Source organism: Thioclava sp. SK-1 (assembly GCF_001705665.1).
GTDB lineage: Bacteria > Pseudomonadota > Alphaproteobacteria > Rhodobacterales > Rhodobacteraceae > Thioclava.
On sequence record NZ_MDHA01000032.1, the window covers coordinates 378,416 to 392,112 of the forward strand.

General features: G+C 57.6%; 11 protein-coding genes. 4 read left to right on the forward strand and 7 right to left on the reverse strand.

From position 1 onward, the window contains the following. Positions 1-246 precede the first annotated feature (246 nt). From ftsZ to recN, 4 genes are all read left to right on the forward strand, one after another. Positions 247-2,019, forward strand: coding sequence for a cell division protein FtsZ (ftsZ, locus tag BFP70_RS07965; protein ID WP_066010815.1), 1,773 nt, complete (start codon positions 247-249; stop codon positions 2,017-2,019). 297 nt (positions 2,020-2,316) lie between these two features. Continuing rightward, positions 2,317-3,234, forward strand: coding sequence for a UDP-3-O-acyl-N-acetylglucosamine deacetylase (gene lpxC, locus BFP70_RS07970; protein ID WP_066010960.1), 918 nt, complete (start codon positions 2,317-2,319; stop codon positions 3,232-3,234). Positions 3,235-3,461: 227 nt separating this feature from the next. After that, entirely contained in the window at positions 3,462-4,304 is an 843-nt protein-coding gene (locus BFP70_RS07975) for an outer membrane protein assembly factor BamD (RefSeq protein WP_066010816.1), read from the forward strand. A 24-nt stretch (positions 4,305-4,328) separates the two neighbouring features. Then, the gene (recN, locus tag BFP70_RS07980) at positions 4,329-5,981 is read left to right on the forward strand and encodes a DNA repair protein RecN (RefSeq protein ID WP_066010817.1); all 1,653 of its coding nucleotides are present in this window, start codon (positions 4,329-4,331) and stop codon (positions 5,979-5,981) included. 125 nt (positions 5,982-6,106) lie between these two features. Here recN and BFP70_RS07985 read toward each other — a convergent pair whose 3' ends face one another. The 7 genes from BFP70_RS07985 to cobS form a co-directional block, all read right to left on the reverse strand. Next, positions 6,107-6,496: a DUF4440 domain-containing protein gene (locus BFP70_RS07985; RefSeq protein WP_066010818.1), complete on the reverse strand. Its 390-nt coding sequence runs from the start codon at positions 6,494-6,496 to the stop codon at positions 6,107-6,109. Beyond that, positions 6,493-7,890: an FAD-binding oxidoreductase gene (locus BFP70_RS07990; protein WP_066010819.1), complete on the reverse strand. Its 1,398-nt coding sequence runs from the start codon at positions 7,888-7,890 to the stop codon at positions 6,493-6,495. Before BFP70_RS07990 ends, BFP70_RS07985 begins: the two co-directional genes overlap by 4 nt. A 157-nt stretch (positions 7,891-8,047) precedes the next feature. Continuing rightward, a complete protein-coding gene (locus BFP70_RS07995) occupies positions 8,048-9,844 on the reverse strand; it encodes an aminopeptidase P family protein (protein ID WP_066010820.1) in 1,797 nt (598 codons plus the stop codon). Next, positions 9,844-11,712, reverse strand: coding sequence for a cobaltochelatase subunit CobT (cobT, locus tag BFP70_RS08000; protein WP_066010821.1), 1,869 nt, complete (start codon positions 11,710-11,712; stop codon positions 9,844-9,846). The genes BFP70_RS07995 and cobT overlap by 1 nt, the downstream gene beginning before the upstream one ends. Before the next feature lie 90 nt (positions 11,713-11,802). Continuing rightward, positions 11,803-12,189 carry a hypothetical protein gene (locus tag BFP70_RS08005; protein WP_066010822.1) on the reverse strand — a complete coding sequence of 129 codons (387 nt, stop codon included), beginning with the start codon at positions 12,187-12,189 and terminating at the stop codon, positions 11,803-11,805. A gap of 53 nt (positions 12,190-12,242) precedes the next feature. After that, the gene (locus BFP70_RS08010) at positions 12,243-12,605 is read right to left on the reverse strand and encodes a hypothetical protein (RefSeq protein ID WP_176715515.1); all 363 of its coding nucleotides are present in this window, start codon (positions 12,603-12,605) and stop codon (positions 12,243-12,245) included. 53 nt (positions 12,606-12,658) lie between these two features. Further along, positions 12,659-13,630 carry a cobaltochelatase subunit CobS gene (gene cobS, locus BFP70_RS08015; protein WP_066010824.1) on the reverse strand — a complete coding sequence of 324 codons (972 nt, stop codon included), beginning with the start codon at positions 13,628-13,630 and terminating at the stop codon, positions 12,659-12,661. Positions 13,631-13,697: the final 67 nt, after the last annotated feature.

Genomic DNA, 13,697 nt, shown 5'->3' on the forward strand with positions numbered 1-13,697 from the left:
CGATTAACCAACTGTTGAAGTTTACCTTTCGTTAACCTTTGCCCCTGATATAGGGTGAGAGGCAGTACGACCACAATATGCTGTTAAATGCGCGAAATACCGCCCAAGGTGTTCGTGTGTTCGCCAGATTTTGTGGAGAAACTGTGTTTTTCGCGTGACGCTAGGGCGATTCAGCGATAAATTCAGTGTAACTTCGAGATATTCGGCCGGGACAGGGCCGTGGCAAAATAGACAGGCGGAACCTAAATGACACTGAACCTGATGATGACCGACCATGAGGATCTCAAGCCGCGCATCACCGTTTTTGGTGTTGGCGGGGCTGGCGGAAACGCGGTCAATAACATGATCGAGCAGCAGCTAGAGGGTGTGGAGTTCGTTGTTGCGAACACCGACGCGCAGGCGCTGCAGCAATCCAAAAGCGAAGCGCGCATTCAGATGGGCGTGAAAGTCACCGAAGGCCTGGGCGCGGGTGCGCGCGCAGCCGTAGGTGCCGCCGCTGCGGAAGAGACGATTGAAGAAATCGTCGACCACCTTGCGGGCGCTCACATGTGCTTTATCACTGCCGGTATGGGCGGTGGCACGGGCACGGGCGCAGCGCCGATCATTGCGCAAGCTGCGCGTGAATTGGGCGTTTTGACGGTTGGTGTCGTAACCAAGCCGTTCCAGTTTGAAGGCTCCAAGCGGATGCGTCAGGCCGAAGCCGGTCTGGAAGCGCTGCAAAAGGTCGTCGATACGCTGATCATCATTCCGAACCAGAACCTGTTCCGTCTGGCAAATGAAAAAACCACCTTCACTGAAGCCTTCGCAATGGCCGATGATGTCCTGTATCAGGGTGTTAAAGGTGTGACGGATTTGATGGTGCGCCCGGGCCTGATCAACCTTGACTTTGCGGATGTCCGCGCCGTCATGGATGAGATGGGCAAAGCGATGATGGGTACGGGCGAGGCTACGGGCGAAGATCGTGCCGTGCAAGCCGCCGAGAAAGCGATTGCCAACCCGCTGCTGGATGAAATTTCGTTGCGCGGTGCCAAAGGCGTGTTGATCAATATCACCGGTGGCTATGACCTGACCCTGTTTGAGCTGGACGAAGCTGCAAACCGTATCCGCGAAGAGGTCGACCCGGACGCGAATATCATCGTCGGTTCTACATTGGATCCCGATATGGAAGGCGGCATGCGTGTATCGGTTGTCGCAACTGGTATCGACGCAGCCATCACCACCGAAGTGCCGGTTCCGCGCCGATCCTTGGCAGAGCCGCTGCGCCAGCCCGCAGAAGCGGTTGAAGAAACACGTCAGGCCGCACCGCAGCCTGCTGAACCACAGCAGGCCGCACCGGCGCCACAGCCGCGTAGTGCAGCCGCGCAGCCGAACTTGACTGTAAATGTGGCCGCAGCGCCACAGCGCCAGCCTGCACCGCAGCAATCGCGTGCAGCCGCGCAGCCGCAGCCTGCGCCTCAGCGTCAGCCAGCCGCGCAACCGCAAAGCTATGCCTCTGATCGCACCTTGTTCGACGCGCCGCAGCAGCCACGCCAATCCGCGCCGCAGCGTGCAAGCGAAGATCTGCCACCGCCAGCCTACCAGCCACGCGCTCCTCAGCCGCAATCATTGGAAGCCGCAGAAGAGCCGGCAGAATATGTTGCACCGCGCCCGCGTCAGCCCGGTCAGCCTTCGCCAGAAGCCTTGGCACGTTTGCAGGCCGCCGTGTCGAAACAGCCGGCCGGCCATCACCCGCGCCAGCCAATGGCGGCAGAGCGCGCACCGCAGCAACAGCCGGCAGCCGGCGGTCACCAGGAAAAACCCCGTTTTGGGATCAATTCCTTGATCAACCGGATGACAGGGCATCAAGAAGGTCAGGCACATGCCGCTCCGCAGCAGGCTCAGCCTGTGCATCAGCAGCGCACAGCCGCTGCTCCGCAGCCGCGCCCAGCACCGCCTGCACCCGAGTCGTATGATGATGAGCAAGACCCAGATCAGGACCGGATCGAGATCCCGGCTTTCCTGCGTCGTCAGGCAAACTAAGACAGTTTTGCAACAATGGTGAGTTTTTGAAATAAAACCGCTCACGTTCTAAATTAAAAATGCCGGGCCAGCGCCCGGCATTTTTGTTATTTATCAATGGATTATAGCGGTGGAGGCGGGGTTTTGCCGCAGTGCATCATTAATGTTTCATTATGTTGCAAAGAGTGAATTGAGGTTTTTTCCAGCTGTTCTTAAGTGAAGCTACGGAACGACGCCTATAGCAATGTCAAAGGTGCAGTTTCGGGAACCAAGACCACCTCACGGGGTTTTGAGTCAGTAGCTGGAAGGAATATGATCGTGCAGACGAGCCTTGCAAAATCGGTAACATTCAACGGTGTGGGCCTGCATAGCGGTGCCCCCGTCAGAATGCGTCTTCACCCCGCCGACGCCGACCACGGCATTGTGTTTCGCCGTATTGATGTGATCGGGATGCAAAATCGTGTGCATGCGACATGGGACCGCGTGACCCCGTCGAAACTGTGCACATTGATCGAAAACGAAGATGGTGTAACGGTATCAACAATCGAACATATCACAGCCGCATTGGCGGGGTGTGGTGTGCATAACGCATTGATTGAAATTGACGGTCCTGAAGTGCCGATTATGGATGGATCTTCCGCGCCATTCGTTGCCGGTATTCGTAGATCAGGCATTCGTTTCCTGCGTGCTCCGTTGCGTGCAATCCGTATCTTGAAGCCGGTTGAATTCAAAGACGGCGTAGCAACCGCGCGTTTAGAGCCCGCAGATGGGTTTGAAATCGACTTCGCTATCGATTTTACGGATGCGGCCATTGGCCAGCAATCCAAGCGTTTGGAAATGGCCAATGGTGCCTTTGTGCGTGAGTTGATGGAGTGCCGCACTTTCTGCCGTCAGGCGGATGTGGATCATATGCAGGCGCATGGTTTGGCACTGGGTGGCACCTATGAAAACGCGATTGTGTTTGACGGTGACAAAGTACTGAGCCCCGGTGGCTTGCGCCGCCCGGATGAGGCGGTTCGCCACAAGATGCTTGATGCGCTGGGTGACTTGTCTTTGGCCGGCGCGCCGATCCTTGGACGGTATGTCGGTAATCGGGCAGGGCATGCGATGACAAACCGTCTGTTGCGTGCGCTGTTTGCACAGCCAGATGCCTTTGAATACGTGACTTTGGACGCAGATCAAGAACGTCTTTTGCCCGGTGCAGGTGTGTGCCGTCCGGTCGCGCTTGCGGGGTAAACGTGTTCGCGATTGTCTGTAATATCATTTGCACCCCGTATCGAAAGATGCGGGGTGTTTGCGTGACCTTACTGCCGCGCTCACGCGACCGTGGGGAATTCATGATAAAGGCGTTTTGCGCCCCGGATTTTTCTGTGTTAGGAACGCTCAGGTTGCCCGCGTGTGATGCGGGTCAAAGGTATCCCGCCCGATAAACGGGCGCGGCAAGAAACGGGATAGGGCAGGGTATGGCGCGCATCGGATCTGCGGCTTCGAAAGTCGGATATCTTGTAGTCATGGCAGCGTTGGCGGGATGCGCAGGCGAGCCCGCGCCGAATTTTGAAGATTTCACTGCTGAGCAAATTTATGAACGTGGCGAATATGAACTGGAAGTGGGCAATCCCCGCCGCCCAGATCAGGCGCTGTCGTATTTCCAAGAGGTAGAGCGGCTTTACCCCTATTCGGAATGGGCCAAGCGCGCATTGATCATGCAGGCCTTTGCACAACACCGCTCCGGTGATTATGAAGAGGCGCGGTCCTCTGCGCAGCGTTTCTTGGACACATATCCAGGGTCTGAGGATGCACCTTATGCCAAATATCTGTTGGCTCTAAGCTATTATGATCAGATTGATGAGGTGGGCCGTGATCAGGGGCTGACCTTCCAGGCGCTGCAGGCGCTGCGCGATGTGATCGAACAATATCCCGACAGCGATTATGCCCGGTCCTCGATCTTGAAATTCGATCTTGCGTTCGACCATTTGGCTGCGAAGGAAATGGAAATTGGGCGGTATTACCTGAAAAAAGGGAATTACACCGCCGCGATCAATCGTTTCCGTGTGGTTGTGGAACAGTTTCAGACAACGACCCATACGCCTGAGGCGCTTCTGCGTCTGACCGAGGCTTATCTGGCGCTGGGAATCACTGATGAGGCGCAGTCGGCTGCGGCCATTTTGGGCCATAATTTCCAATCCTCACCGTTTTATGAGGATGCCTATAAGCTGCTGACCGCCAAAGGCCTGACGCCAGAGGGCAAGGGCGACAACTGGTTGAACCGAATCTATCGTCAGGTGGTTCGCGGCGAATGGCTGTAACCCTGACTTTCGGAGCGTAAACTTATGTTGCGCAGTCTAGAAATTCGCGACATGTTGATTGTCGAGCGGACAGAGCTGGACTTTGGTCCGGGCTTGAACGTGCTTACCGGTGAAACCGGGGCGGGCAAATCGATCCTGCTGGATTGCCTTGGCTTCGTTTTGGGCTGGCGTGGCCGTGCGGAGCTGGTGCGCAAAGGGGCGGAGCAGGGCGAGGTAACGGCGGTGTTCGATGTGCCAGTGGGACATCCTGCGCGTGCTGTGTTGGAAGAAGCAGGTCTGCCCAGCGGAGCGGAGTTGATCTTGCGGCGGGTGAACCGCGCCGATGGTCGTAAAATCGCATTTATTAACGACCGGCGGGCCAGTGGAGATGTTCTGCGCAAGATTTCGGTGTCTTTGGTGGAATTGCACGGTCAGCAAGACGACGGTGGGTTGCTGAACGAGCGCGGCCATCGCGCCCTTTTGGACGCATTTGCAGAGCATCACGGGCTGTTATCCGCGCTAAAAGTGGCTTGGGGAGAACGCGCACAGGCGCGCCGTGCCCGCGATGCGGCGCAAAAGGCGTTGGATGCGGTGCGCGAAGAAGAAGACTTTCTGCGCCATGCCACGGCCGAGCTGGACAAGATGTCGCCTGAAAAAGGCGAGGAGGCGGAGCTGGACACCCGGCGCCGGCATATGCAGAAGGCAGAGAAAATTCGCACTGATGTTGCGCGGGCGTTGACCGCGCTCGGGCCCGAAGGCGCCGAGGGGCTGATGCGCGAAGCCGATCGTTGGCTGCAAGGCGCTTCGGATCGGGCGGATGGGACGCTTGACGAGCCGCTTAATGCGCTTGATCGGGCGTTGATTGAGCTGGGTGAAGCAGCGCAGGGTGTTGAAGAGGCGTTGCAGGGATTGAGCTTTGATCCCTATGAGCTGGAAGCTTGCGAAGAACGGCTGTTCGCGTTGAGGGCTTTGGCGCGCAAACATGGGCTTGCGGCCGATGATCTGCCAGAGCTGTCGCAGACATTGCATGAACGTCTTGCGGCGCTGGATGCGGGCGAGGACCGGATCGTAGCGCTGGATGCTGCGGTAAAGGCGGCTGATGCAGCCTATATGGCACAGGCGCAGCGGGTGTCGGCATCGCGGTTGGAAGCGGCTGGCCGGTTAGATCAGGCTATGGCGGCAGAGCTTGCGCCGTTAAAAATGGACCGCGCGGTGTTTGAAACCAAATTGGCACCCGGTGAACCGGGGCCGGAGGGTGTTGATCATGTCGCGTTTACTGTCGCAACCAATCCAGGCGCGCCGTCAGGGCCATTGAACAAGATCGCCTCGGGCGGGGAATTGTCGCGGTTTTTATTGGCGCTGAAAGTGGTGCTGTCACGTGGAGCCGATGCGCTGGTCATGATCTTTGATGAAATTGACCGCGGTGTCGGCGGTGCGACGGCGGATGCGGTGGGGCGGCGTTTGGCAAAGGTTGCCGAAGCGGCGCAGGTCCTTGTTGTGACGCATAGCCCGCAAGTTGCCGCGCGTGGGCGCGATCATTTCCGGGTACAAAAACAGGTGATTGACGGCATGACTTTGTCTGAGGTCGTCGAACTGAGCCGTGAGGAGCGCACCGACGAAATTGCCCGGATGATTTCAGGGGCAGAGGTGACGGATGCTGCGCGTGCTGCTGCCATGTCGCTTTTGGATGCGGGATAAAGGGCCATAACGCGCCACCCTTTGCGTTGGGTGGCTGCGAAAAGCCCGTGTTATTTTTGGATATTTATAGCAAGATGAATGGGCGCGGTTTTCACGCCTGGCCAATGGGATCAGGCTGTTGGGCGCTATGCCTCGGGCACAAATTGTGCGGCGACGATTTCCCAGCCGTGATCATTCATCCCCAAAGTGGCGCAAAAAATTGCGCCGACCCGGCCAGCATCGGAGCCATCGGCATGGATCAGGCCCGACAGTACGAAACGTTGTTGCATCACCACGGCCTGTTGACCTACGGGGCGCAGTTTGCATTTGCCTGTCACCAATCTGGCGCGTGAAAAAGCGCCGGAGAATTCGCCGGCCAGTAGTTCGGCAATATTTTGTTGCCCCGATGCAAGCCCGCCGGTCAGGCTGAGAAAATCGGCATCGGGAGCAAAGAGGCCGGCCAATGTGACGGCGTCGCGGCCCCCCCATGCTTTGGCAAAGACATGGGACAGATCATCTGGATGAGATAGGCTCATTCGGCTTCCTTTGTCGCGTGATTGGCATCGGGCACAAGCTTGCCGGGATTGAGGATATTTTGCGGGTCCAGCGCCTGTTTGATCAATGACATAACCTGCCATCCCTGCCCATGCTCATCTGCCATATAGGCGCGTTTTCCGATGCCGATCCCATGTTCTCCGGTGATTGTGCCACCCATTTCGAGCGCACGATGGGCCATTTTACTGGCCACGGCTTTTGCGCGTGTAAGTTCATCTGCCGAATTGGGGTCCAGCAGAAGAATCGCGTGGAAATTACCGTCACCGACATGACCCAAGATTGGGCCTATCAGGCCTTCGGCGTCGATATCGGTGCGGGTTGCGGCCACGGCTTCGGCCAGGCGGGACATGGGCACACAGATATCGGTCACCAGCCCGGTGCAGCCCGGGCGATGGGCAATACAGGCGGGGTAGGCGCCGTGACGCATGCGCCACAATCGATTGCGGTCCTCGGTCGTCGTGGCCCAGTTGAAATCTGCGCCGCCCATATCGGCCACGATCTCACCGAACCGTTCTGATTGCTCTGCTACGCCGGCGTCAGAGCCGTGAAATTCGATCATCAGATGGGGTTTTTCAGGCAAGCTGGTGCCATTGGCCTCATTGAAAATTTCTGCAATCTGCGCGTCGACGAACTCAATTCGGGCCATGGGAATGCCCATTTGAATGACGGCCTGGACGGTTTCCACGGCAGTGTCGAAATCGTCAAAGGCGCAGACGGCAGAAGAGATGGCCTCTGGTTGGCCATGCAGGCGCAGGGTAAGCTCTGTGATGATTCCCAATGTGCCCTCAGACCCCAGCATTAACGCGGTTAAATCATAGCCTGCGGCGGATTTTGCCGCCCGAGATCCGGTGCGGATAATCCGGCCATCGGCCAGCACCACCTCAAGCGCGGTGGTATTTTCGCGCATTGAGCCATAGCGCACCGTGGTTGTTCCAGAGGCGCGGGTGGCCGCCATACCGCCCAAAGACGCATTCGCCCCCGGATCGACGGGAAAGAACAGGCCAGTGGCACGTAGGTCTGTGTTTAGCTCTTCGCGCGTCAGGCCCGGTTGCACGCGCACCTGCATATCGTCCGCCATGACATCCAAGATCTTGTTCATCTTGGACATATTCAGGCTAAGGCCCCCGTGGATTGGCACGGCATGGGCCTCTAGCGACGTACCGGTCCCATAGGCGGTGACGGGCATCTGATGGGCCGCGCAGATCTTCATAATCTGCGACACCTCTTGGGTGTCGATTGGCCAAGCCACCGCATCGGGCAGGGCGGGGGCAAACCACGTCTCATTTTGCCCGTGCTGCGTGCGCTCAGCGGTGGAGGTGCTAAGGCGCGTGCCAAGCAGGTTTTTCAAAGCGGTAATAGCGGCGTCATGGGGCATGATCAGTTCCTTTCGCCGGTCGTCTATGCCGCTGTTATGGCATAGGGAAGGCCGTTCTTTAGGTGGCAGGTGGAAATCTGCCGATATTGGAATTTTGTCAGGTTTCAGGGCGCTGACGCTGCGCAGCCTGTAATATATGTTGAATATGTGATACTGCTTACAGCGGTGCGCAGGCCTGTTGCAGCCATGTCCTTGCACGCGGGCTGAGCGTTGGTCCGATACGGTTCAAAACCTGTGCATGATAGTCGTTGACCCAGCGGCAATCCGCCGGGCCAAGAAGGTCCATATCGATCAGCCGTCGATCAATGGGCACCCATGTTAGGGTCTGGAATTGCATCATGTCACGCGGATCGCCCAGCGGTGGTGCGGGTTCTACCAACAAGAGGTTTTCAATACGGATCCCGAAAGCGTTTTCCCGGTAATAGCCCGGCTCATTCGACAAAATCATGCCCGGTTGCAACGCCACATCAGAGGCGCGTGAAATCCGCGCCGGGCCTTCATGTACGCATAGGGCTGCGCCAACCCCGTGGCCTGTGCCGTGATCATAATCCAACCCGGCAGCCCAAAGTGATGCTCGCGCCAGCGCGTCCAGATCACGCCCGGCAAGCCCCTTTGGAAAACGCGCGCGCGATAGGGCAATCATGCCTTTCAACACGCGGGTAAAGGGCATCACGGCCTGTGGGTCGGGGCTGCCAATGGCCATTGTTCGGGTGATATCGGTCGTGCCATCACCATACTGGCCACCGCTGTCAACCAGCAACAGCTCGCCCGGGTGCACAGCGCGGTTGGTTTTCTCGGTCACGCGGTAATGCACGATGGCGCCGTTTGGCCCGGCGCCGCAAATAGTATCAAAGCTGATTTCCGTCAGGGCACCGGTGGCGCGGCGACAATTTTCCAGCCGTGTGACCACATCGATCTCGGTCAAGGTGCCGGTCGGGGCGTGATCGTCCAACCAGCATAAAAATTCAACCATCGCAGTGGCATCGCGCAGATGCGCGGCGTGCATCCCTGCGATTTCTGCCGTGTTTTTTATGGACTTGGGCAGAACACAGGGATCATCGGCCCAGCGGATCGCCGTTCCATCAGGCAAGGCGCGTGCCAATTGAACGGGGGCAGTGCCTGCGTCAATTTGCACCGTGCCTTGCAGCTGCGCGATAGCGGGCGCAAAATCCGTCATTGATCGCAATGTGACATCAGGCCCCAGATGCGCCAACACCGCATCATCAAATTTTTCAGCCGCTGCAAACAGAGTCACTTTTGCATCATTATGAAGCAGTGCGAAACATTGCACCAAGGGGTTACGAGGAATATCCGCGCCACGAATGTTCAAAAGCCAACAAATTGAATCTGGCTGGGTTAAGACAGCGGTTGTCACCTGATCGCGGCACAGATTGCGCGCCAGACGGGTGCGTTTCTTGGTGCTGTCCTCCCCGGCAAGGGCGGCGGGGTGAATGCGTGCCGGCGCCGCAGGTGGGGCGGGGCGGTCGTGCCAGATAGCGTCGACAAGATTTTCGGTGGGCACCAATGTGATGTCGCTTTGGGTCAATGCCTGTTCCATGGCATCAATCTCGCGCCGGGTGTGCAGCCAAGGGTCGAACCCGACCTTGGCGCCAGCGGTTAAATGCTGTGCCAGCCACGGGCCGGGCCGGGTGGCGGGCCAATCAATGGGGGTGAACTGTGCCAGGTCGACTTCGGTTCGCACCTGCACCTTATAGCGCCCGTCAATAAAGACACCGGCGTGATCTTTCAGCGCGATACAAAATCCCGCAGATCCGGTGAACCCGGTCAACCACGCTAACCGCGCATCGCTGTCAGCAACATATTCCCCCTGATGCGCATCGGCACGCGGGATAATGAACCCATCCAACCCCTGCTGTGCCAATTGTGCGCGCAGCACCGCAAGGCGCGCAGCCCCCAAGGCAGGATCGGTCTTTACGCTGAAATCTTGAAACATTACGAGACCCTACGCATTCCCAAACTTCTGGCGCGTTTGCGCGGGTCGGCGTCAAACAGGCCGGCAAGCTGTTCGGTCATCACGCCTGCCAACTCCTCTGCGTCGGTGATTTTGACCGCACGCTCATAGTATTTGGTGACATCATGGCCGATGCCAACCGCGATCAGTTCGACTGCGCGACGCTTTTCGACCATGGCAATCACATCATGCAAATGCTTGTCCAGATAATTGGCCGGGTTGACCGACAGGGTGGAATCATCCACTGGCGCGCCATCTGAAATCACCATCATGATCTTGCGCGCCTCTGGCCGATTCAACATCCGCTTATGCGCCCATTCAAGCGCCTCGCCATCGATGTTTTCTTTCAGTAGGCCTTCTTTCAGCATCAGGCCCAGATTAGGGCGCGCGCGCCGCCATGGGGTATCTGCACGTTTGTAAATGATATGGCGCAGATCGTTCAAACGCCCGGGCTGATGGGGTCGTCCCTCTGACAGCCATTTTTCACGCGATTGGCCACCCTTCCATGCACGGGTGGTAAAGCCCAAAATTTCAACCTTGACGTTGCAGCGCTCCAGCGTGCGGGCCAGAACATCGGCACAGATCGCCGCAATCGAGATTGGCCGCCCACGCATCGAGCCGGAATTATCCAGCAACAACGTCACGACTGTATCGCGGAATTCGGTGTCATGTTCGATTTTGAACGACAGTGGCATGGTCGGGTTGGCCACCACGCGGGCCAAACGTCCGGCGTCCAGAATGCCTTCCTCGCGATCGAATTCCCATGACCGGTTTTGCTGTGCCTGCAAGCGGCGCTGTAACTTATTCGCCAAGCGCGAAACAGCACCTTTCAGCGGTTCCAGCTGCTGATCCAAATAGGCCCGCAAACGTTCCAGCTCAGCGGGTTCTGCCAGATCTTCAGCGGCGATTTCCTCATCGAAGTCAATGGCATAGATCTTATAGCTTGGATCCGCCTCTGACGCGGCAGGTGGCGGCGCCTCCGAGGCCTGATCGGCCTCTGGCATATCCACCTCGTCACCGGCATCCTGATCGGCCAGATCTTCGGTTGAAACCGAAGTTTGCTGCTGATCTTGTTGCTGCTCTTGGGCCTGTTCGGGCTGCGCTTCGGTGTCACGGTCCTCTTGTTCGCCGGTTTCCTCTTGCTCTCCGCGATCATTTTCGGGTGCGGCCTCTTCGGGATCGCCCTCATCGCCATCGCTTTCGTCGGGGTCATCACCCAGCTGATCACCATACCCCAGATCCGAGATGATCTTGCGCGACAGCCGTGCGAAATTCGCCTGCGAGGCGAGCACATCTTGTAAATCGCCCAGATCAACGCCGCTTTGTTCGATGAAGGGTTTCCACAGATCCAAAACATTTTGTGCCGATGTCGGCAGGTCGCGCCCCGTGGCCAATTGACGGATCAGATAGCCGGCGGCGGCGGGCAGCGGGGCTTCGGCCTGATTGCGGATCTGGCCATAGCCTTTGCGGTCCGCCTCATAGGCCAGTTTCGCGTCGGTATTGGTCAGCGTGCCGGGCATATCACGCGCGCCAAGCGCCTCGCAACGTGCAGCTTCCATCGCCTCGTAAAGTGAGGCCGCCATTTCGCCTTGCGGGCGATAGCGGTTGTGCGTTGCCTCATTGTGATGACGGATACGCAAGGCCAATGCGTCGGCGGTGCCGCGCGCCAAAAGCACCTCATTTCGGGTCATACGGCGCGACACTTGCGGCAGGCGCATCGTGTCACCCGACTGCCCCGAAGGATCAACGGTGTAATTCACTGTCAGCTCCGGCCGATCTGCCATTGTTTTGGTGGCTTCAGCGAGGGCTTTTTTGAACGGATCGGCGGGGTTGTCGTTGGGCTTGCTCATGTCCAAGATAAAGCACTGGTGCAAGCGGGCCGCAAGTAGGGAATGTGGTGATCACGCATGCTGTTACCCGGTTCGCGTGATGTGGGCGGCCTACGACATCAGCATCGACACGCAGTCATTGATCAGGTGCGCAGCGCGACGCTGGGCCCATTGCGCCTGTCGTGGATCCTTTGAAAATCGCGCCGCGCGCAAAAGCCGGGCATGGGCCAATCGCGCTTCAACGCGCAAGGTCAAGCGGGCACGGCCATTTTCCGGATTTGCGACCGCCAGCAGCAATTCCTCCATTGCTGCGTGACTTTTGCGCAGTTGGTCTGTCTGCGGCGTGTCCCACAGGCTTTCGTCTTGCAATTGCGCGGTCAGTCGACCGGTGCAGGTGGCAAAGACCCGCTCCAGCTCTGCGATTTCGGCGGCGCGGATGGGCGCGGCAGACAGGCACAGGGCAAGAAAGCAGATGAACCATCGGGAGAAGAAGCACATAATGAAACCCTCCCACAGGAAGATTTCAAAATTCTGAATGCACGCATGGCGTGTTATTCTCGACGCTCAGTTGTGCTGTTTTTCGTCATCAAAATTGCCTTGTCACAACTGCGCACAGTGCGTGGCATCTGCGTGACATGGGGTGATAGGATCACGCGTAGCGCGCCACTATGGGGTGTGGTGTAATTGCGCAGGGCTTGCACGGCAAGCGCGTGTTCCTCTGCGCGGTCGGGCCGGCCTTCATAGATCCGGACACAGTTGCGCAGAACCTTGCGCGCCGTCAAAGGAGACCGGCTGATACAGGCGGTTAAAAACACGCAGCACAGCGTCAATAAAATCGTGGAACGTAGAATATGATGCATGGGCGCAATCTGCGCTGCAAATCTTGCCAAAAGCTGAATGGAGAACAGCGGCAAAATAAAAGGCGCACCGTCTGGCACGCCTTTTGCATTCGGTCATAAATTCGGCGTTACGATGCCATTGTCGCAGCGCTTTCGGGGAGTTCTTCGTCGAACAGGCGCTGATAGAATTCTGCGACGGTCTGGCGCTCTAGCTCGTCACATTTGTTCAGGAAGGTCAGGCGGAACGCATAGCCGACGTTGTTGAAAATACGTGCGTTTTGTGCCCAGGCAATCACCGTCCGCGGGGACATCACCGTCGACAAATCCCCGTTCATAAAGGCGGTTCGCGTCAGGTCGGCAACATGCACCATTTGGCTGATGACTTTGCGTCCTGCTTCGGTGTTGTAATTGGGGTTCTTCGACAACACGATGGCCGCTTCAGCGTCATGTGACAGATAGTTCAGCGTGGCGACCAGCGACCAACGGTCCATCTGGCCCTGGTTGATTTGCTGCGTGCCGTGATACAGGCCAGTCGTATCGCCCAGACCAACGGTGTTGGCTGTGGCGAATAGGCGGAAATACGGGTTCGGTGTGATCACTTCGTTCTGGTCAAGCAGCGTCAATTTGCCCTCGGCCTCCAAAACGCGCTGAATGACGAACATCACATCGGCGCGGCCCGCATCATATTCATCGAAGATAATAGCGGTTGGGTTGCGCAGCGACCAAGGCAGGATGCCTTCGTGGAACACAGTGATCTGCTTGCCATCTACCAGTTTGATCGCGTCCTTACCGATCAGGTCGATCCGACTGACATGGCTGTCAAGATTTACACGCACCGTCGGCCAGTTCAGCCGGGCGGCGATCTGTTCGATATGGGTCGATTTGCCGGTCCCGTGATAGCCCTGGATCATAACACGACGGTTAAAGGCAAAACCTGCCAATACGGCCAACGTGGTATCACGATCAAATTTATAGGTGCTGTCGATTTCTGGAACGCGCTCTGTGCGCTCCAGAAAACCTTTTATCTTCATGTCGCTATCAATGCCGAACACCTCGCGGACATCGATTTCCTCGGTGGGTTTCGCGTTCATATCCAGCATCTGTCGCACCTTTCTTTAGATCACCGCGTAACGTTGCGCGGCGCTTTGCAGAGTTGTGGAACATATT

Bases quoted from the DNA above. Each gene is read 5' to 3' on its own strand.
- ftsZ (WP_066010815.1), top strand. From the start codon at position 247: ATGACACTGAACCTGATGATGACCGACCATGAGGATCTCAAGCCGCGC.
- BFP70_RS07975 (WP_066010816.1), top strand. From the start codon at position 3,462: ATGGCGCGCATCGGATCTGCGGCTTCGAAAGTCGGATATCTTGTAGTC.
- recN (WP_066010817.1), top strand. From the start codon at position 4,329: ATGTTGCGCAGTCTAGAAATTCGCGACATGTTGATTGTCGAGCGGACA.
- BFP70_RS07985 (WP_066010818.1), bottom strand. From the start codon at position 6,496: ATGAGCCTATCTCATCCAGATGATCTGTCCCATGTCTTTGCCAAAGCA.
- BFP70_RS07990 (WP_066010819.1), bottom strand. From the start codon at position 7,890: ATGCCCCATGACGCCGCTATTACCGCTTTGAAAAACCTGCTTGGCACG.
- BFP70_RS07995 (WP_066010820.1), bottom strand. From the start codon at position 9,844: ATGTTTCAAGATTTCAGCGTAAAGACCGATCCTGCCTTGGGGGCTGCG.
- cobT (WP_066010821.1), bottom strand. From the start codon at position 11,712: ATGAGCAAGCCCAACGACAACCCCGCCGATCCGTTCAAAAAAGCCCTC.
- BFP70_RS08005 (WP_066010822.1), bottom strand. From the start codon at position 12,189: ATGTGCTTCTTCTCCCGATGGTTCATCTGCTTTCTTGCCCTGTGCCTG.
- cobS (WP_066010824.1), bottom strand. From the start codon at position 13,630: ATGCTGGATATGAACGCGAAACCCACCGAGGAAATCGATGTCCGCGAG.